This is a genomic window from Coprobacillus sp., from assembly GCF_984815275.1.
Map to the genome: position 1 here is coordinate 21,627 of NZ_CFJNYH010000001.1, position 17,841 is coordinate 39,467.

General features: G+C 31.1%; 23 protein-coding genes. 7 read left to right on the forward strand and 16 right to left on the reverse strand.

The window, feature by feature from the left end:
* Positions 1–20: 20 nt before the first annotated feature.
* The gene (gene cmk / locus AC5M21_RS00130; protein ID WP_117769183.1) at positions 21–680 is read right to left on the reverse strand and encodes a (d)CMP kinase; all 660 of its coding nucleotides are present in this window, start codon (positions 678–680) and stop codon (positions 21–23) included.
* A 40-nt stretch (positions 681–720) separates the two neighbouring features.
* Positions 721–1,434, reverse strand: a complete 714-nt coding sequence (locus AC5M21_RS00135; RefSeq protein ID WP_302280747.1) for a hypothetical protein — start codon at positions 1,432–1,434, stop codon at positions 721–723.
* A 110-nt stretch (positions 1,435–1,544) separates the two neighbouring features.
* On the opposite strand from AC5M21_RS00135, the gene AC5M21_RS00140 reads away from it, so the two are divergent.
* On the forward strand, positions 1,545–1,727 hold the full coding sequence (locus AC5M21_RS00140) for a ferredoxin (protein ID WP_008788817.1): 183 nt from the start codon (positions 1,545–1,547) through the stop codon (positions 1,725–1,727).
* Positions 1,728–1,908: 181 nt separating this feature from the next.
* On the opposite strand, the gene AC5M21_RS00145 is transcribed toward AC5M21_RS00140, so the two are convergent.
* The 5 genes from AC5M21_RS00145 to AC5M21_RS00165 all read right to left on the reverse strand — a co-directional run bounded on the left by AC5M21_RS00145 (position 1,909) and on the right by AC5M21_RS00165 (position 5,105).
* On the reverse strand, positions 1,909–2,124 hold the full coding sequence (locus tag AC5M21_RS00145; protein WP_117599091.1) for a hypothetical protein: 216 nt from the start codon (positions 2,122–2,124) through the stop codon (positions 1,909–1,911).
* Positions 2,125–2,240: 116 nt separating this feature from the next.
* A complete protein-coding gene (locus tag AC5M21_RS00150; RefSeq protein WP_117599092.1) occupies positions 2,241–2,984 on the reverse strand; it encodes a pseudouridine synthase in 744 nt (247 codons plus the stop codon).
* 43 nt (positions 2,985–3,027) lie between these two features.
* Positions 3,028–3,537: a spore maturation protein B gene (locus AC5M21_RS00155; protein WP_117599093.1), complete on the reverse strand. Its 510-nt coding sequence runs from the start codon at positions 3,535–3,537 to the stop codon at positions 3,028–3,030.
* Positions 3,530–4,099, reverse strand: a complete 570-nt coding sequence (locus AC5M21_RS00160; RefSeq protein ID WP_117599094.1) for a hypothetical protein — start codon at positions 4,097–4,099, stop codon at positions 3,530–3,532. Before AC5M21_RS00160 ends, AC5M21_RS00155 begins: the two co-directional genes overlap by 8 nt.
* On the reverse strand, positions 4,092–5,105 hold the full coding sequence (locus AC5M21_RS00165; RefSeq protein WP_117599095.1) for a D-alanyl-D-alanine carboxypeptidase family protein: 1,014 nt from the start codon (positions 5,103–5,105) through the stop codon (positions 4,092–4,094). Before AC5M21_RS00165 ends, AC5M21_RS00160 begins: the two co-directional genes overlap by 8 nt.
* Positions 5,106–5,219: 114 nt before the next feature.
* Here AC5M21_RS00165 and AC5M21_RS00170 point away from each other — a divergent pair, with 114 nt between their 5' ends.
* Complete coding sequence (locus tag AC5M21_RS00170) at positions 5,220–6,218, forward strand: LacI family DNA-binding transcriptional regulator (protein ID WP_117599096.1); 999 nt, start codon at positions 5,220–5,222, stop codon at positions 6,216–6,218.
* Here the strand turns inward: AC5M21_RS00170 and AC5M21_RS00175 are convergent.
* Positions 6,215–6,742, reverse strand: coding sequence for a DUF5662 family protein (locus AC5M21_RS00175; RefSeq protein WP_117599097.1), 528 nt, complete (start codon positions 6,740–6,742; stop codon positions 6,215–6,217). The two genes, AC5M21_RS00170 and AC5M21_RS00175, sit on opposite strands and share 4 nt — an antisense overlap.
* A 107-nt stretch (positions 6,743–6,849) precedes the next feature.
* On the opposite strand from AC5M21_RS00175, the gene AC5M21_RS00180 reads away from it, so the two are divergent.
* Positions 6,850–7,221, forward strand: a complete 372-nt coding sequence (locus AC5M21_RS00180; protein ID WP_117599098.1) for a hypothetical protein — start codon at positions 6,850–6,852, stop codon at positions 7,219–7,221.
* Positions 7,222–7,230: 9 nt separating this feature from the next.
* Here the strand turns inward: AC5M21_RS00180 and AC5M21_RS00185 are convergent, their stop codons facing one another.
* Together AC5M21_RS00185 and AC5M21_RS00190 are read right to left on the reverse strand one after the other, a co-directional pair.
* Positions 7,231–7,683: a DUF1284 domain-containing protein gene (locus AC5M21_RS00185; RefSeq protein WP_117599099.1), complete on the reverse strand. Its 453-nt coding sequence runs from the start codon at positions 7,681–7,683 to the stop codon at positions 7,231–7,233.
* 8 nt (positions 7,684–7,691) lie between these two features.
* Complete coding sequence (locus AC5M21_RS00190) at positions 7,692–8,246, reverse strand: Sir2 family NAD-dependent protein deacetylase (RefSeq protein ID WP_117599100.1); 555 nt, start codon at positions 8,244–8,246, stop codon at positions 7,692–7,694.
* A 762-nt stretch (positions 8,247–9,008) separates the two neighbouring features.
* On the opposite strand from AC5M21_RS00190, the gene AC5M21_RS00195 reads away from it, so the two are divergent.
* Positions 9,009–10,412 (forward strand): ROK family protein, encoded by a 1,404-nt coding sequence (locus tag AC5M21_RS00195; protein WP_117599102.1) that lies wholly within the window; start codon positions 9,009–9,011, stop codon positions 10,410–10,412.
* A gap of 90 nt (positions 10,413–10,502) precedes the next feature.
* The gene (gene brxF / locus AC5M21_RS00200; RefSeq protein WP_117599103.1) at positions 10,503–10,931 is read left to right on the forward strand and encodes a BREX-3 system P-loop-containing protein BrxF; all 429 of its coding nucleotides are present in this window, start codon (positions 10,503–10,505) and stop codon (positions 10,929–10,931) included.
* A 20-nt stretch (positions 10,932–10,951) separates the two neighbouring features.
* Here brxF and AC5M21_RS00205 read toward each other — a convergent pair whose 3' ends face one another.
* Together AC5M21_RS00205 and mnmM are read right to left on the reverse strand one after the other, a co-directional pair.
* On the reverse strand, positions 10,952–11,146 hold the full coding sequence (locus tag AC5M21_RS00205) for an alpha/beta-type small acid-soluble spore protein (RefSeq protein ID WP_117599104.1): 195 nt from the start codon (positions 11,144–11,146) through the stop codon (positions 10,952–10,954).
* Between the two features lie 67 nt (positions 11,147–11,213).
* Complete coding sequence (gene mnmM, locus AC5M21_RS00210; protein WP_117599105.1) at positions 11,214–11,741, reverse strand: tRNA 5-(aminomethyl)-2-thiouridylate-methyltransferase MnmM; 528 nt, start codon at positions 11,739–11,741, stop codon at positions 11,214–11,216.
* 52 nt (positions 11,742–11,793) lie between these two features.
* Here mnmM and AC5M21_RS00215 point away from each other — a divergent pair, with 52 nt between their 5' ends.
* Positions 11,794–12,360: a DUF2238 domain-containing protein gene (locus AC5M21_RS00215; RefSeq protein ID WP_157832396.1), complete on the forward strand. Its 567-nt coding sequence runs from the start codon at positions 11,794–11,796 to the stop codon at positions 12,358–12,360.
* Here AC5M21_RS00215 and AC5M21_RS00220 read toward each other — a convergent pair.
* Together AC5M21_RS00220 and AC5M21_RS00225 are read right to left on the reverse strand one after the other, a co-directional pair.
* Positions 12,272–13,897 (reverse strand): B12-binding domain-containing radical SAM protein, encoded by a 1,626-nt coding sequence (locus AC5M21_RS00220; protein WP_117599106.1) that lies wholly within the window; start codon positions 13,895–13,897, stop codon positions 12,272–12,274. The genes AC5M21_RS00215 and AC5M21_RS00220 overlap by 89 nt on opposite strands.
* 36 nt (positions 13,898–13,933) lie before the next feature.
* Positions 13,934–15,181, reverse strand: coding sequence for a M15 family metallopeptidase (locus AC5M21_RS00225; protein ID WP_008788798.1), 1,248 nt, complete (start codon positions 15,179–15,181; stop codon positions 13,934–13,936).
* Positions 15,182–15,345: 164 nt separating this feature from the next.
* Between AC5M21_RS00225 and AC5M21_RS00230 the strand changes: the two genes are divergently transcribed.
* Positions 15,346–15,621 (forward strand): hypothetical protein, encoded by a 276-nt coding sequence (locus AC5M21_RS00230; RefSeq protein ID WP_008788797.1) that lies wholly within the window; start codon positions 15,346–15,348, stop codon positions 15,619–15,621.
* A 64-nt stretch (positions 15,622–15,685) separates the two neighbouring features.
* Here the strand turns inward: AC5M21_RS00230 and AC5M21_RS00235 are convergent, their stop codons facing one another.
* Positions 15,686–17,239 (reverse strand): ABC-F family ATP-binding cassette domain-containing protein, encoded by a 1,554-nt coding sequence (locus tag AC5M21_RS00235; protein ID WP_278666193.1) that lies wholly within the window; start codon positions 17,237–17,239, stop codon positions 15,686–15,688.
* Positions 17,240–17,400: 161 nt separating this feature from the next.
* Positions 17,401–17,817, reverse strand: a complete 417-nt coding sequence (locus tag AC5M21_RS00240) for a YjdF family protein (protein WP_008788795.1) — start codon at positions 17,815–17,817, stop codon at positions 17,401–17,403.
* Between the last annotated feature and the right edge of the window lie 24 nt (positions 17,818–17,841).

The window sequence follows — 17,841 nt, forward strand, 5'->3', positions numbered from 1 at the left end:
ACATTCACTTCCTTTCTTTTTTATACTCTTTGAGCAACCAAATTCATCACATGAGCAACAACTTCATCTAAAGTCATATCTGAAGTATCAATTTCAATAGCATCATCTGCCTTTTTAAGTGGCGAGATTTCTCTTGTCATATCTTGTTCATCACGCAATGCAATTTCAGCCTTAATAGCTTCTAAATCAGAAGCAATACCTCTTTCCATATTTTCCTTATGTCTACGCATTGCACGACATTCAATACTTGCAATCTGATATATTTTAAGTTCAGCATCCTTCAAAACAACAGTGCCAATATCTCTGCCATCTAAAATAACGCCTCCACCTTGAGCCATCTCTCGTTGTTTATCAACAAGAAACTCTCTAACTGCCTGATATTTAGAAACCAAACTTGCACCCATAGATACTTCATTTTCTCTAATTAATGATGTCACATCTTCTTGATTTAAATGAATAGTTCCATCTGGCAACATCCGAATATCAATATTTTTTAACAATGCGCTTACTCCAGTTTCATCATCAAAATTAACATGATTCTTTAATGCACAATAAGCAACACAGCGATACATTGCTCCAGTATCTATGTACGTATAATTTAAGTTTCTAGCAACTAACTTAGCAATGGTAGACTTACCTGCTGCTGCTGGACCATCTATTGCAATTGAAATTTTCTTCATCTTCATTTCCTCCTTAAAAAACTAAGGTTTCCCCTTAGTTTTAAAACAATAACTGTTTCACAATAAAACCTGCCAAAACAATAAAGATAACAATAAACACAATAATCACATAATTCAAAATAGTAACAACTTTACTATCTTCATGTTCATCATCTTCATCATAGACAACCGGTTCTTCAATAACTCTTTGACGTTGACGTTTTGGTTTTTCTTGAACTGGTGCTTTAAGTGTCTCTTCAACAACTGGTTTTGCTTTCTTTTTTTTCTTTTGATCTTTCATCAAATCCGCAATTGTGAGATCTTCTTCATATCTCTTAAGTTCTTCGGCATCCTCCTCAGGAGACATAGCCGCTAACTTTTCTAACAAAGACATTTTTTTCTGTGGCTCTTCCTTCACAACATGTCCCTGTGAAAAGTCTTGCGTACGATATTCATGAGCAGGAATATAATCACTATCATCTTGTTTAATCTTGCTTAAGATATCTAAACGTGTATTATACTGTTCTTTCCCTACATTGACTTTAGCTTCATTCAACGCTGATTTCACATCTTCATTATCTTTATTTAACGTTTCATAAGATAATGGTTCCATTAAAGTATCATCCAATTTAGGTTTTTCTGCATGGGGAAGAAATGCTAAAAAATCATCATCTTCATCTGTTGATGTTGTAACAACACGACGATCAATGGCTACTTCTTCTTTCATTTCTTCTCTTAAATCTTTATATTTATTGATTCTTGTTTGTTTTTCCATATTTTATCACCTTCCCCATTATAACATAACTATAAAAATTATAAAATAATCTTTAAAAATAATTATAATTAGTTTATAATGATGATAGAAATAAATAGGAGGAATAAAAAATGTATAAAGTAAATGAAAGTTGTATTGGATGCGGAGCTTGTACTGCAGTATGTCCAGAAGTTTTTGATTTAAATGATGATGGATTGGCTGAAAACATCATTGGTGAAGTTCCTGCTGAATTAGAAGATTCTGCTAAAGAAGCAATGGAATCTTGTCCAGTAGCTGCTATAGTTAATGAATAAAATAGTGAGACCGTAACATTATTGTTATGGTCCTTTTTATTTTTCACATACTTAAAGTTATTATTCAATATTAATTTTTATATGAACCCTAGAAATAAAAAGCATTTTTTCATATTAAATGAGGATATAAGAAAAAGGAAGTCATTGAATAACTTCCTCTCCACTCTGATACAGAATCATTTTATTTTTTATCAGTTGGTTTGTAAAAATTCATTTCATTTTCAATCAATTGTTTCTTTTCAAGACTTTGGGGCTGTTTAAAAAAAGTAATTGTATTACATTTATTACACCAAATAAAATGAACCCCTTCAATCTCTTTATATTCTATAAATGGTTCTTTTGCACCACAGATTCCACATAGATTCGCCTTTTCCTCATCTAAAACAACACTACGCATATCAATACCTCCTTGTCTATCATTATAACCATATCTCATTTTTCTTCAATAAACTTTATCATACAAATATTGACAAGAAAAGAATGTCTCATGCAAGACATTCTACAATTATACAATTATCTTTTTTTCACTGAAGTTTTTTTAGCCATAGCCATGGTTTTTAACTCTTTAACTTCCTGTGGTTTTAAAAGACGATAATGTCCTGGTGTTAATCCTTTTAAATTAATCGTTCCCACTTGAAGACGATGTAATCTTTTGACTTTATGTCCCATCGCTTCAAACATCTTCTTAACTTGTCTGTTTTTCCCTTCAACGAGCTTAATCATTAAAATAGTTGTTTTGTGTTCAATATCTTTATGAGTGACTTTGATTTTACAAGGTAAAGTTTTTGTTCCTTCTAAATAGACACCTTTTTCTAATTTATGCAATGTTTCTCCTTGTACCAATCCACTTACTGACACTTCATAAACTTTTTCCAAATGCGATGAAGGATGCATCATAAGATTTGCAAACTCGCCATCATTACTCATTAGCAAGACACCTGTTGTGTCATAATCCAATCTTCCAACTGGATAAATACGTTCTTCAACTTCAGGAAAATAATCTATAACTGTAGATCTTCCTAATTCATCACTTAATGAACATATACAACCCTTTGGTTTATAGAAAACATAGTAAACTTTATTTTCTCCTTTTAAAGCTTTATCATCAATCATGATCATATCGCCCTTTTTGACTTTGAACCCTAATTCACTTATGACCTCACCATTGACTTTGACTCTTCCAGCCGCAATTAAATCTTCTGCTTTTCTACGTGAAGTATATCCACTTGCAGCAATTGCCTTTTGTAGTCTTTCCATAGTATCACGTCCCTTCCCATACCATTATACACATATTCAAAAATTAAACAAACATTTTTAAATAAATCATAATCGCAAAGAGAACTGATAAGAAGTCCATTGTTAATCCAACCCATAAAGCGTAACGCGTATTTTTCATTTTTATAGAAGAAAAATAAAGAGTAATGACATACATTGTGGTATCACTACCACTTTGAATCAAGGTTGATAATAAACTTAAAGGATGATCAACCCCAAAAACTTCATAAATAGAGTACAAAAAAGATAAAGAGGCATTAGCACTAATTGGTCTCAACATCCCTAAAACAAAGACATCAATCGGAATCCCAATTGCTTGTATCAAAGGTTGAAACAATGAACTTAAAACATCTATTGTGCCACTGCTTCGTAACAATCCAACAAATAACATAAAGGCCATTAAAGTTGTAAAGATTGGTTTCACTAAAGTCAAAGCATCTTTCACTCCATCAATAAACAATTCAAAAAGATTACACCTTTTCATAAGTCCATCAATAAAAACAATAATCAAGAAAATAATAATAGCTCTATTCATGATCTATCACCCTTTGAAGAACCAAGCCAATGATGATAATTGTTATAGAGATAATTAACATATATGGATAAAATGCATAAAGATCAGTTGACCCAAATTGTTTTCTTAACATAATCAGTGAAGATGGAAATAGACATAAACCAGCAGTATTGATAATAACCAGTGTTAACATTTGTCGAGAGGGACGAGTAGATGATGGATTCAGTTCATTGAGTCTTTGAAAAGCTTTAATTCCACTCAAAGTCGCTAATGAGCCTAACCCCAAAAGGTTGGCTACAATATTTGATGAGACATAAGCATACACATGTTCCTGATAGATAACCGGTCCATAAATAAGCCTCAATAAAGGTTTAAACACAACCCCAAAGTAATCCATAAAACCTGTATGCTCAATAATATTTAAAAAACCACCCCATAGACAAGCTGATAAAATGACTGTCATAACCAAATCAAAAACCTGATATGGTGTATCCATCAAAGCATTCATCATGGCTTCTTCACGATGCAACAATAACCCTGTTAGCAAGAAAATAACAACACTCCATTTCCAGACTCTAGCCATTGACAAATTCTCCTAACAAGATAAACCAGTACCTTAAGATTGTTTGAACACCCATTTCTCTTTTGACTTCATAGATTTGATTCTGTGAAACATAAACCTTTAATGAATCATTATCCCCCTGCAACGATGCTTTTGAAGTTTCCTGACCACAATAATATAAATCCTCATCAATCAAAAATGAATGACCATGATACTGATAAATTCCTTTTGGAAGAACAAGCATATTCTGATATTTTCCAAAACATTCCTCATACTTTGCCTTATGAAATTCAAAATCATTCCCACAATTCAATGTCACAATAACTAACGAAACATCATTTTTTATAGCTCTTGTAACCAATGTACGACGCGCTTTCTTGGTAAAGCCAGTTTTCCCTCCAACACAATATTCATATTCTTCAAGCAAACGATTTTTATTATGCCATGTTCCCCCACCATCTTCTCTTTTATATGTTTGTTTCATAACAATATCATTAAAGATAGGATTTTGACTACAATAAGACATTAACAAAGCCATATCATAGGCACTCGAACGATTTCCAGCATCCTCTTCATCCAAGCCAGTAGCATTTGAAAACACACTATCATTCATACCAATATCCTTCGCTTTTTTATTCATCATTTCAACAAAATGAGGAATATCACCACCAATATTTTTAGCAATAACATTTGCCGCATCATTACCACTTCTAAGCAGTAATCCATGTAATAAATCTCTTAAATTAATGTGGTCTCCAATATGTATATAGACCCCACTTCCCCAAGCTTGATTCACTTCTTCACCAATTTCATATTCATCATCTAAGTTTCCATTTTCAATGGCTACAATGGCTGTCATAATTTTAGAGATAGAAGCGACACTTTGAACATAATGTTCATTCTTTGCTTCTAACACTGTCTTATTAAAAGTATCCATGACAATATATGCCTTACCTGAAAAATCCATTGCACGAATTGGTGTTATAGACATAAAGAAAACACAAATTACAAAAAATATCTTTTTCATAAAATCACCCTTATCACTATATGATAAAAGTCCTTACGATATGATAAGTTATTATTTTAGTAAAGATTGATTTTGAGTTTAGTAAATGATAGAATAGAAAAAAGGAGTGACTTTATGGCTACAATAAAAGATATTGCATTAAAAGCTGGTGTATCCAGTGCGAGTGTTTCAAGAATATTAAATAATGATGCGACTTTAAATGTCCCTCAAGAAACAAGACAAAGAGTTTTTGATGCTGCAAAAGAATTAGGATATGAAAAAAAGAAGAAAAAATTTGATGATACAATTATGACTATTGGTATTGTTCAATGGATGTCACCAATTCAAGAAACAGATGATCCTTATTATTTATCAATTCGTCAAGGTGTTGAAGAGTTTTGTTTTCAAAATAAAATAAGTATTAAGAGAGTTTTTCAAACAGATGTAGATTATCTTTCTTCATTAGAAGGCGTTGAAGGTCTCGTTTGTATTGGTAAGTATAGTCAAAAAGATATGGATACACTCAAAAAAGTTTGTCCAAATATTATTTACTTAGATATGAATGTAGATCCTATTCATGAAGGATGTATTGTTTTGGACTTTAAAAATGCTATTCGCCTTGTTATTGATTATTTTCATCAACTTCACCATCAAAATATTGGATATCTTGGTGGTTTAGAATGGATTGACCAAAAACGTTATCCTGATGTGAGAAAAAAATATTTCAAACGTTTCTGTGATCAATACCAAATGAATTACAATGATTACATTATGGAAGATGCATTTTCAATTGAATCAGGATTTACAATGATGAATGAACTTATTCAAAATAAAAAGGTTCCTACTGCTATTTTTGCAGCTAGCGATCCTATTGCTATTGGAGCTTTACGTGCATTAACTCAAAATGGTTATCAGGTTCCACAAGATGTTTCCATTATTGGCTTTGACAATATTGATACTGCCAACTATACATCTCCACCTCTAACAACCATCTTCGCCCCTACATTTGATATGGGATATATGGGGGCACGTATGTTATTTGACTCATTTCGACGTAATGAAAATATTTCTCCGATTCGTGTTCAAATGCCATGCTTTCTCATTGAAAGAGAATCATGCGCAAAGCGAGACTAAAGATGATAGTCTCGCTTTCTTTTCTTTATATATTGAAGTGTCTGTTCTAAACCATTTTGATCCAAATAAACCAATAGTTCTTCTAGTAATGCACGTGAATGAGGATGCATAATATAACTATGTTTTCCTCGTTGATAATAAATCAATGGAAATTGGTCACGATAATTAGCCCCTTGATAAATCATACTTGCAGCAACACGGTCACAAAACATTTCAAATATGTATTGGACTGGTATTTCTGCTGGCTGACATCCTCTATGAGTAAAATCAACCCAAAATTCCCAGTGATGCTTATTTCTTCCTTTATGATGAAGCCAAGCCATTGAATAGCCTTTCTCAGTCCTTTCAACAGCATTAGGAGACTTTGTCCCTTGATAATAACGAGCTCCTGTCAAAAATTCACAAAGTGAATATTTTGACATATCATGTAATATCCCTTGCTTGTATAAACCAATGCGAAAACACAACTGTCCAACCTTTATTTTATGCTTTGTAATTGTCTTAAAATGTTTCCATGCCTTCATACTCTCACCTGATATTTAGTATACACTCTTCACGAATTCATGTAAATCTCTTTATTTTTTTTAAAAGCATGTTATAATAGGTACGAATATTAAAGGAGGTGGGTATTATGCCTTTTAAAATTGATGTTCAAACAAATATAAATGACTATGAATTAACATTAGAGAGATGTTCAGAAATTATTACAGTACTCCAAGAAACATATCAGAATATTCGTAAAGAAATGTATGCATATTTCTTGGGATTAAGAAGTTTGAAGAAAGCTTTATTATTTGTACTTGTCTTATTTGCATTTTATTTCTTCACTGAAGATTTATTTTTTCTTTACTTAATGCCTGTTTCTGTTGGAATATCTATGATTTTTTCCATGATTAGTGCTGAATATATAACATCACAATCACGCAAAGAAATTCATCACCAGCTTCAGCATTATATTAAAAAAAGGGAAACATTATTAAGGAATCAAAAAATCAAGGTCTAACCTTGATTTTTATTTTATATATTTCTGAGCTCCTAAAACAAATAAATCATGCCTTTTTTGATTTAAAGTCTGTCCTTCTTCATTCCAAACATCAAAAATAAAATGATGATATTTAAGCATAAGCCGGCATAATTCAAGCGCACTATAAGTTGATTGTGTATTGAGATTCATTAATTCTAATAAACGTTTATCAAGCGTTCGATTGTAATCATCTTTAGAATGATAATCTGCTATATTGACTCTGTCAATACAAATTTGATTTTGACACATGATGCAAGGTTGACAGATATCATCAGCAGCAGTTGTCAAACGTAATTGAACATTACGATCTTTAAGAATCCTATTGGCAACCTTATAAAAATCATGCCCCATTTTTTCATCTGATACGAAAATATTTATACCAGACCCATATAATTTTAAAATATCCATAAAATGATGTGGCTTTATTATAATTTGCTCCATATATTCACCTATCTTTCTATAAGTTGATTCAAAACTTGTCTGACTTTATGAGCAGCATCTTCTTGAATTTCAATAATTTTTACACCTCTTGATTTTGCAACGTCCCTAAGCTCGCAGGCAATAGCTGTATGATATGAGCATCCTATAACAAGCAATATATCATTTTCCTGCAAATTAAAAATCATTTCATACGCTTTTTGATATTGAGGTGCTGGATCTCCATATAAAACAGGTTTGTTATAGAGTGAGTAAGCTCTATCCATTTCATCATCTTCTGGTAAACCTCCATGTAATTCTAAAGCATCACTTCCTGCCAATTGATGTAACCCATCAATATTCATTGTTATGATAGGAATCTTGTATTCAGCCAACACCAAATGAGCATCATTGGGCTTTGCTCCATTCATATTCGCCTTTAATTGTTGAATAACTTCATTATATTCTTCAGGATGCCTCTTTGCATAACTTCTAAATAATTTTTCTCTTACATCTGGTCTTTCCATAAAAGTTGGTATATGAGACTGTTTGGATATTCCTGCCCCAGTAAATGCTATTATTTTCATACTTTACCTCCATACTCGAATAGATTATAGCATATCTGTAACAAAACTTCTAAATTGTTATGAATATTTTTAATAATAAGAGATGACCAAATATATCCTTAAAAGCAGAGTCATCACCTACTATTATTTTTAGTTTTTCTTTAGAATCCATATATTTTGATGTTTTCCTTTACGATATAAAGGCTGATTACTATTATCAAAGTATCTACACATCCTTAATGGTTAATGAGTTACTTAATCGTATATATCAAATAAAATTCTATCAACTATATACACATGATTCTCCTTAAATCCATCTTTAGTTCCTCTATATGAACTATTAAATATTCATCCTTCATAAGCTTGTAGTTTAATCCTGAGTCTAACTCGCTTTTTATTTTCTAAGCAATGTCCCAACATTTCTACTTTCACTATTTTGGCTTCATATTCAATTCTAGACTTCATTGACTTTGATAAATAGCTTCTTATATCATGCATCTCCTTATCATATATCTTACACCAGGCACATTCATCTTCATTCCATAAACAAATCATATCATATGAGGTTGCATATATTAATGTAACCTCAAATAGGAGTGAAGATCTCTCCACTCAAAGACATACTCTTCATATTCAAAATTATCAATCATTCTCAATGAAATGAAGATCTTTTCTCAATTTTTATCTTTGATTTCTATATTCAATGAAAAAGTTTTTCCAAAACAGTAAATTCGATTGAAAAAGCATATATTCATCTTATAATAATCTATAAGAGGTGATTTTATGGATGAGTTTTTAAGAGATATTCATACAATGATATTTAAGGAATGGATACTAATGCAAGATCAAGCCAATTACAAGATTCGTTTAGACTCACACAATGCAAATATTATTGTCATTGAAACAAACTATAGTTATAGCGAAGTTACATTTAATACAATGAATATTATTGAATTAAGTGTTACCAATACATTTACAAATGAAATAGAATTCTATTTGCATTTCCAAATGAAAACCATGAAACATGCTATAGAATTATTTCATGAAATGTTAGAAAGTATACATAAATTAATTCATCGCCCAATCACTAAAATTCTTTTAAGTTGCAGTGGTGGTATGACAACATCTTTTTTTGCTGAAAAGATGAATGAAGCAGCAAAATTATTGTACCTTAATTTTGAGGTTTCAGCCATTGGCTACAATCAACTATATAACGTTGGTGGGGATTATGATGTCATTATGCTAGCACCTCAAATTTCTTACATGCATGCCAAAGTACAAGAAATTTTAAAAGATCAAGTTGTTATTAAAATACCTCCTCAAGTCTTTGCTAAATATGATGTCGGAAAAACTTTAGGAATCATACGAGATGCTATGGATCAACGCAAAGCATCTCAAATTGAACCAACAGCTCCGATTTCTCTATTTAAGGCAGTTCATAATGATGTTAAAATTTTGACTCTATCTCTTTTTAGAAATAGTAATCGCGTTCATATAGCTTATCGTGTATATGGTGAACAAAATGATATTTTATTAGATAATGAAATTATTAAAAGTAATGTTGTTATTCAAGATATCTTCGATGTTTTAGATACTGTCTTTTTAAAGTATAAAGATTTAAATGTGATTGGAATATCTACTCCAGGTATTATCAATGATGGATTTGTTTCCTCATCAAATGTAAATGGATTTGGTGATATTGATTTATATAACATACTTACACAAAGATATCAGCAATCTTTCATTATTACAAATGATGTCAACACTGCAGCAGTTGGTTATTATGCATCTCAAGATCGTTATTCTTCAATTACATTTTTATTTCAACCAACCAGTTTCTATGCTGGAGCAGGTACAATTATTAATGGTCAGCTCATTAAAGGAAGATTACATCTTGCTGGCGAAGTTCAATACCTTCCTTTGAATCTGTCTAATGATAAACTGATTCTCAATAAAACTCCAGAAGGAGCAATTGAACTCGTTGCAAAGACAATTCTGTCTATTATCAGTGTTATTAGTCCTGATGCTATTATTCTGTCTTGTGTTTTAATTCCACAAGTTCATGAATTAAAAAAAGAATTAGAAAGATATGTCCCTGCACAGTATGTTCCTGATATTATCAAAGTTGAAGATATCCAAGAATACATTTTACTTGGTTTAATGATTCTTTGTGCCCGTTCTTTATAATTTTGATTTTTCTACACATATCGATAGAAAACGCTTACAATTAATGTTATAATAAATTTAACAAAACATTATAAAAAGGAGATGCTACCCATGGATATTAGTAAAAAAGTAGATGAATTACAAGATGCTAAGCATAAGTTACTATTAATTATAGGTCAACCTGGCAGTGGAAAATCTAAATTAATTAGAAAGTACAGTGAAGAGACTGGTATTCCTATTCTTGATCTCGATAAGATTTTTACTCATACACCTAATAATCAACTTATGCGTGAAATGCAAAATTTCTTGTCAACTTATCATCAAAAAGTTTTATTATTAGATAATAAAAAGATTCTTTATGCAAAAGACAGCAGTATAGACCTTTTGGCTTTCTTAAAAGAATTAAGTGAAAATATTATTGTTGTGGCAACTTGGAATGGAAAAATTGAAGACGGCCAAGTTTTCCATTTCTGTAAAGATGCACCTGAAGATCTCATCTACTCTGTTGATAAAGAAGACTTCAAATATATACTTTGTTAATAAAGGACACAATGTGTCCTTTATTTTTGTTTTTTTAGTTGTTGTTCCCCCAAAGCAACCAATCTTTTTGTCATCTCTCCTCCAATTGAACCACTGAATTCAGCTAAATTTTCTCCCTGTGACTGATTCATTGCTTCATTAGCAATTTCATATTTCATTTGATCTACCGCATCACGTGCTTGTGGTACAACCAAACGATTTCTATGTCGACTCATAATTTCACCTCATCTTTCTATTTATTTTGTGCTATCCTCAGATTTTTAAAGAAAAAAAGAAAAAAGTTTATTTGACTTTTTTCTCTATTTCGATAACATATGGAGAATTCTTTTTATTTAACATACAATAACATGATACATTATATTGATGAGTATCTAATTGTTTTACATAATCATCAATCCATAGACTCTCCTCATAACCTTCCTGATGCCCAGGATAAACAACTATAAACAAAGCAACATTCATCATTCTTATTGCTTTTTCAACAGCTATTTTTGTAGTTTTCAAAAGAGTCGTCACATGATGATCAGTTAATGGCAAATATCCCAAATTAAATATACCAATATCAAACGACTCAAGATAACAATCAATATTTTGATGTCCATCCAAAATAAGCTGTACATCTCTATTATAACCAATCAGCTTCTGAGTTTTCTCTATTGCTTGTCTTTGGATATCAAACGCATAAACTTTTTGACAATGTTGTAACAAAAACAAAGTATCATGTCCATTTCCCATTGTCATATCTACACCTATTAATTGTTGAGGATAAGTTTGTATCCTTTGATGGACATATTCAACCATTGTTAACATAATTCCACTCCTTCATATGAATAGTTTTCCATTTATTATCTATAATATAAATATGAAAACATTATATAAATCTCTATTAGTACTTACAATTTTAACTTTAATTTTTCGGACTCTCACATTTTTTCAGTACAGTCTCTTTATTTCTATCGCTTTATTACTCGTTGTCCACTGGATTCCACATATTCTTTATAAGACTGAATATGTGGCATATATTTATTTAACTCAAGTTTTAGGAACAACTTGCGGATTTTACAATTTACCCTATTATGATAAATTTATGCATTTTTTATCTGGAGCTATTTTTGTGATTATTGCATACATTATCCTTAAAAAGTATATCAAAGAAAAACCATTGCTGATGATTATGATGAACTGTGTGGAAACGGCAATTGCATTTCTTTGGGAAGTCTTTGAATACAGCGGACTTTTGCTTTTTAACTATGATGCTTCTCGTCATTATACAACCGGTGTTCATGATACAATGCAGGATATGATTTTTTCATTTATAGCTGGATTAATAATCACTTATATTATTTATAAATATCCATCTTACATTGATAGTCTTTATAAATTACCACCAGATAACCTTGAGTTATCTTCTCAACAATCGCATATCTAAATAACAATTCTCTATCTAATTGGTATCTTTCAACCAAGTCTTTTATCACTTCTTTTCTTTCTTGGGGTGTTAAAGTTGGAAGATACCATTTCTTTGGTTTTACCTTGAATTGTGATAAATAATCCTGAATGAGTAATTCATGATAATCTTCCCTTTGTAAATATCGATCCAAATATGAAAATAACTCATCTAATTGATACCCCATTTTCTTATATCCCTGTTTTTCATAGAAACAACCAAGATGATAAAAGAAATAAAACGCAGATTTCTGTTCATCCATAACAGCATTCATTGTTCTGACAAAGCGTCCACTATTCCAATACTTTTCTAGCATATCCTCAGCAATATGAATGTTATGGACATCCGTTTGAGATAGCCATTTGTTTTCAATCATTTCATAAGGGGATTCTTTCTGATAAATATATCCATATTCATTAGCATCATTTCTTAAAGATGTTCCTCTTAACAGTTTTAAGAAACCTAACTGAAGTTCTTTTGCACGAAATGCGAACACATCATCAAATGATTTTGCAAAGCGTTCATAAGATTCATAAGGAAGCCCAGCAATAAGGTCTAAATGCAGATCACATTTCCCATCTGACATCAATTGTTGAACAACTTCACTTAGCCTTTCAAAATTTTGCATTCTCTTCACTGCTTGATTCGTCGGTTCATAGGTAGACTGAATTCCTATCTCAAATCTTAGCAAACCTTTTGGTGCATTTTCACTAATAAAATCAATGATTTTTTGATTCAATACATCAGCATTAATTTCAAACTGAAATTGTTGACCTGATTGATAGTGTTTAAATATATAATCCAATATCATAATTGCATGATGAGCATCAGCATTAAAACTACGATCTAAAAACTTTACTGTTTTAACACCACTTTGACAAATTAATTTCAATTGTTTTTTTAAATAACTTTCACTAAAAAAACGTAAACCTTTCTCTAATGAAGATAAGCAATATTGACATTGAAAAGGACAACCTCGACTTGATTCAAAATAGAGAATACGTTTTGACATATTGTCTTGATCTTGAGGTAAGATATAGGGAGAATCTAAACTTTCAACATAAGAAAGTGGCACACAGGCTACATCTTCACTTATATGCCCTAGATATTGAACTCCTGTTATATCTATCTTTTCATGATTTTCAATAGCCTTAAGTAATGCTGGGAAAGCAACCTCACCCTCACCACAAATAACATAATCAATTTGATAATTCTTTAAAAAATAGTCTGCTTCATATGTCACTTCTGGACCACCTAAAATAATAATGATATTTGGTTGCCTTCTCTTTAGCATAGCACATATTTTTTGAATATATTCGATATTCCATATATAACTAGAAAAAGCAACAATCTGACACTGCATTCTCAAAATATCTTCAACGATATGTTCCAAAGAGTCTTTAATTGTATATTCCTTAAAATCAACATCATGTTCATGATAACTTGCTACATATAATAAACGTAATGATAATGAAGTATGAATAAACTTCGAATTTAATGTTGTGATTAATGTTTTCATATAATCTCCTAAAAATAATCTAGGGTTCCCCCTAGATTATTGATTCTCCTTAATTGATGGAATAATACCTTCATAGAGACAGTATTCCTCTAATGTCCATTTGTTCTGGAATATTTTTTGTGCTGCATCTTTGCCCACATATCTAAAATGCCATGGTTCTTTACCAATCCCTGTAATATCTGCTTTATCTTCCTCAAACCTTAATATAAATCCATATTTATAGGAATTTTTAACACACCACTTGTATTCATCAGTATCACCAAATACCAATCTTTCTCCACTAATAACACTTTGACTTGTTAAATCAACACCTAATCCAGTCTGATGTTCACTTGCACCAGGTTCAGCAACAAGGCTTGCTGCTGTAACTTCATCATATTTCTTAAAATAATCATCATAAGTTTTCTTTTGAGCACTATATGAACGATATGCACTATTCACTACCAAATTATATCCTAAGTCTTTGGCATCTTTATACATCTGCGTTAAAGCATCAGCAGCCTCTTTACGAAGAGATGGATTATCACAATCAGGTGCAACTGGCATATCTGGTTTCACCAAATCATCTGGCTCATATGATGATGGTAATTGAAAACCTTTTTTAACCAAATTCAAAATATTTTTTGGATCTTGAATCGTATATATTTTTGTAGCTTTATTCTTAGAAATAATAAATGGATATGTTGTTGATAATACAGCATAATTATAATTCTTCTTATCTTCATAAACCTTCATATATTTATCCATATCAGTAAAGACAAAACCCTTCACCTGCATATAAGGTTGAACTTGTGCATATTTATATGATTTGTTAATAAGATATTTTAAATCATCTATACGAGCAGTTTTTAAAACTTCCCAAATCTGATTATCAGTATAACTTAAAGCCTTTAATTGATTGGCATAATTATTAAAAATATCATTGACCGTTGTCACAACAGCCTTAACTTTTAAATCTTTATGTAAAGACAAATAGTGTTCATACTCATCATAATATTTAACTTCTTCACTTTCTTTAATCCAGTCTTGAATATGTTCCATTTTATCATGTGATAAAACCTCATCAACTTCATCTCCACTCAATGATAAAATATCATTTTGTTGAGAAAATGAATAACCTTTTACTAACAATTGAATACGACTAAAATTAAACCAAATCAATGCTGCCAGTATAAGGGCAACTCCAGCTGTTATGATAGCGATTCTATCCCAACGAATTCTTGATTTTCTTGAACTCGAATATGAACTATAATATGTATATCTTTTCCCACGATGAAATCTCATAGTCTACCTCTTTTCTCTTGCTTTTATAGTTTATCATATTCATATTTGAAATTCCATATTTAACTATAAATTTACACAATTAATCTCATTTCGACAACACAATTATATTGCAATATAGCCCAATATATGTTATTTTAAATGTTGTATATAAAGGAGGTTACTCTATGCATTTTGTTATTTGTGCATTCATTGCACTAATTTGTTTAATAACAGCTATTCTTTTTACAGAAGTATTTCCAAAATGGTTCAAAGCTTTTTTAACGCTTATAGGCGCAGGAACTTCTGGATATGCCTTAGCTATTTTGATTAGAAAAATCGCAATCTGGACAAAGGCTTTTGCTAAACCGCAATTATTACCAACTGCTGGAATTTGTGCTGTGGTGATGCTTGTTTTGATTATCATCGTTGTTGTTATTATTAAGAAAAAGAAAAAATCTTAATGAAAGAGGAAGATTGTTGGTCTTCTTTTTTTGTATTTAAAAAGATGATTTGAGAAAATCATCTCTAAACAATCTTTGTTGAACATTCCTCTAGGTTAATAACCTTATCAACAATAGGAAGATAAAATTCAGGTTCATGACTCACAAGAATAACAGCCCCTTTAAAAGCAATTAAGGCTTGTTGCAATGATTCTTTCGCATCCACATCTAAATGATTGGTAGGTTCATCAAGTACCAGAACATTGGCTTCGCGATTCATAATCTTGCATAATCTTGCTTTCGCATTTTCACCACCTGATAAAACCATCATTAAAGATTCAATATGATCTGTCGTTAATCCACATTTCGCTAACATACCTCGAATTTCACCATTGGTACGATCAGGAAACTCATCCCATATATAATCAAGCGCTGTTCTCTTTAAAGCAGCCTCTTCTTGCTTGAAGAAACCAATTTGAACAAATAGATCTTGAATAACGATACCACTATATGGTTTCAGCATTCCAATTAATGTTTTTAATAAAGTTGTTTTGCCTAACCCATTAACACCTTTAATAGCGACTTTTTGAGAACGTTCAAAAATCATATCCATAGGTTGCGTTAAAGGTGAATCATAACCAATCACAAGATTTTGACATTCAAACAAAACTTTCCCTGGTGTTCTGGCTTCCAAGAAAGAAAAAGTAGGTTTTATTTTTTCTTTAGGCTTATTGATAATATCCATTTTATCTAATTTCTTCTGTCTTGAATGAGCCATATTACGAGTGGCTACTCGGGCTTTGTTTCTAGCTATAAAATCTTCTAATTCAGCAATCTCTTTTTGTTGTTTTTGATAGGCATTTTCTTGTTGTTTTTTCTTTAATTCAGCTTGTTGTAAGTAATAATTATAATCGCCCTTATATCTTGTTAATTCTCCATTATCTAAATGATAAATAACATTAATGACATTATTTAAGAATGTTGTATCATGACTGACCAAAATAAAAGCATTCTCATAATTAATAAGAAAGTTTGTTAACCATTGAATATGATGTTCATCTAAATAGTTTGTTGGTTCATCAAGAATTAAAATCATAGGATTCTCTAACAACAATTTAGTAAGCAAGACCTTTGAACGCTGTCCTCCAGATAATTCATCTACCTTCTTATCTAATCCAATTTCATTCAATCCTAAACCACTGGCAATCTCTTTGATTTTCACATCAATTGTATAAAAACCACCATGTTCCAATATTTCTTGTATTTCTCCTACATCTTCCATCAGTTTGGTCATTGCATCTGCATCCGCAGTTGCCATCTCTTCATATATTGATAGCATTTCTTGTTCTAGATCAAAATAATGCCTAAATGCATTTTGTAAGACTTCATATATTGTTTGACCTGGTTGTAGAGTTGTATGTTGATCTAAATAGCCAGTAGTTATTCTTTTACACCATTCTATTTTTCCTTCATCTGGTGCTAATTTCCCAGTAATAATATTTAAAAAAGTTGTTTTCCCTTCTCCATTAGCACCAACAAGTCCAATATGTTCTCCATTAAGCAAACGAAAACTTGCATCTTCTAATATTGTTCTTCCACCAAAATCATGACTCACATGTTCGACATTGAGTATACTCATAAAATCCCTCTTTTCTCATAAGAAAAGGAAGTGTTTACTTCCTTTAAAGTACTTCTATTATACAATAATGATGTTTAATTTCAATCATTTCTTTATGAATTGATTAGGGAAAGTATTGCTACATCATTATTTTCTTGACTTTATAAGAAATCACAAGGGGACTAATGTCCCCTGTGCTTTTCTTTTCTTTTGCGTTGTTGGATAGCAAATTTTTCTTGCTTGATAAAAAGTTGATTATCTTTTGTCTTTTGCTTTTTTGTTTCCTTCATCTGTTCATGAAGTAACTGTAAAGCTTGTTGCGATTTTGTTCCTAACCCCAATGTTTGCATTTGATGTTTAACCATTCTTTGTAACCGTTTAGGATTCTGTTTACGCTCTTTAGCTTTAACAACAACACTTGGACTCCATTTCAAATGTATATATTGCTTTTGAATCATTTGGAGTAACTCTTCAGTCTGTGGTTCAGTTCCAAGGATAACTTTACACACCTGTAAAAAGCCTTGATTTGTCTCCTCAAAAAGACCTACCCAAACACCATCATCAAAATACACACGAAAAGATAATGAAATTTGACCCATAATTTTGTCCTCCTTTGTTTATCA

Excerpts from the sequence above, each read along its gene's own strand:
- cmk (WP_117769183.1), bottom strand. The coding sequence starts at position 680 with ATGAAGAAAATTTCAATTGCAATAGATGGTCCAGCAGCAGCAGGTAAG.
- AC5M21_RS00135 (WP_302280747.1), bottom strand. The coding sequence starts at position 1,434 with ATGGAAAAACAAACAAGAATCAATAAATATAAAGATTTAAGAGAAGAA.
- AC5M21_RS00140 (WP_008788817.1), top strand. The coding sequence starts at position 1,545 with ATGTATAAAGTAAATGAAAGTTGTATTGGATGCGGAGCTTGTACTGCA.
- AC5M21_RS00145 (WP_117599091.1), bottom strand. The coding sequence starts at position 2,124 with ATGCGTAGTGTTGTTTTAGATGAGGAAAAGGCGAATCTATGTGGAATC.
- AC5M21_RS00150 (WP_117599092.1), bottom strand. The coding sequence starts at position 2,984 with ATGGAAAGACTACAAAAGGCAATTGCTGCAAGTGGATATACTTCACGT.
- AC5M21_RS00155 (WP_117599093.1), bottom strand. The coding sequence starts at position 3,537 with ATGAATAGAGCTATTATTATTTTCTTGATTATTGTTTTTATTGATGGA.
- AC5M21_RS00160 (WP_117599094.1), bottom strand. The coding sequence starts at position 4,099 with ATGGCTAGAGTCTGGAAATGGAGTGTTGTTATTTTCTTGCTAACAGGG.
- AC5M21_RS00165 (WP_117599095.1), bottom strand. The coding sequence starts at position 5,105 with ATGAAAAAGATATTTTTTGTAATTTGTGTTTTCTTTATGTCTATAACA.
- AC5M21_RS00170 (WP_117599096.1), top strand. The coding sequence starts at position 5,220 with ATGGCTACAATAAAAGATATTGCATTAAAAGCTGGTGTATCCAGTGCG.
- AC5M21_RS00175 (WP_117599097.1), bottom strand. The coding sequence starts at position 6,742 with ATGAAGGCATGGAAACATTTTAAGACAATTACAAAGCATAAAATAAAG.
- AC5M21_RS00180 (WP_117599098.1), top strand. The coding sequence starts at position 6,850 with ATGCCTTTTAAAATTGATGTTCAAACAAATATAAATGACTATGAATTA.
- AC5M21_RS00185 (WP_117599099.1), bottom strand. The coding sequence starts at position 7,683 with ATGGAGCAAATTATAATAAAGCCACATCATTTTATGGATATTTTAAAA.
- AC5M21_RS00190 (WP_117599100.1), bottom strand. The coding sequence starts at position 8,246 with ATGAAAATAATAGCATTTACTGGGGCAGGAATATCCAAACAGTCTCAT.
- AC5M21_RS00195 (WP_117599102.1), top strand. The coding sequence starts at position 9,009 with ATGGATGAGTTTTTAAGAGATATTCATACAATGATATTTAAGGAATGG.
- brxF (WP_117599103.1), top strand. The coding sequence starts at position 10,503 with ATGGATATTAGTAAAAAAGTAGATGAATTACAAGATGCTAAGCATAAG.
- AC5M21_RS00205 (WP_117599104.1), bottom strand. The coding sequence starts at position 11,146 with ATGAGTCGACATAGAAATCGTTTGGTTGTACCACAAGCACGTGATGCG.
- mnmM (WP_117599105.1), bottom strand. The coding sequence starts at position 11,741 with ATGTTAACAATGGTTGAATATGTCCATCAAAGGATACAAACTTATCCT.
- AC5M21_RS00215 (WP_157832396.1), top strand. The coding sequence starts at position 11,794 with ATGAAAACATTATATAAATCTCTATTAGTACTTACAATTTTAACTTTA.
- AC5M21_RS00220 (WP_117599106.1), bottom strand. The coding sequence starts at position 13,897 with ATGAAAACATTAATCACAACATTAAATTCGAAGTTTATTCATACTTCA.
- AC5M21_RS00225 (WP_008788798.1), bottom strand. The coding sequence starts at position 15,181 with ATGAGATTTCATCGTGGGAAAAGATATACATATTATAGTTCATATTCG.
- AC5M21_RS00230 (WP_008788797.1), top strand. The coding sequence starts at position 15,346 with ATGCATTTTGTTATTTGTGCATTCATTGCACTAATTTGTTTAATAACA.
- AC5M21_RS00235 (WP_278666193.1), bottom strand. The coding sequence starts at position 17,239 with ATGAGTATACTCAATGTCGAACATGTGAGTCATGATTTTGGTGGAAGA.
- AC5M21_RS00240 (WP_008788795.1), bottom strand. The coding sequence starts at position 17,817 with ATGGGTCAAATTTCATTATCTTTTCGTGTGTATTTTGATGATGGTGTT.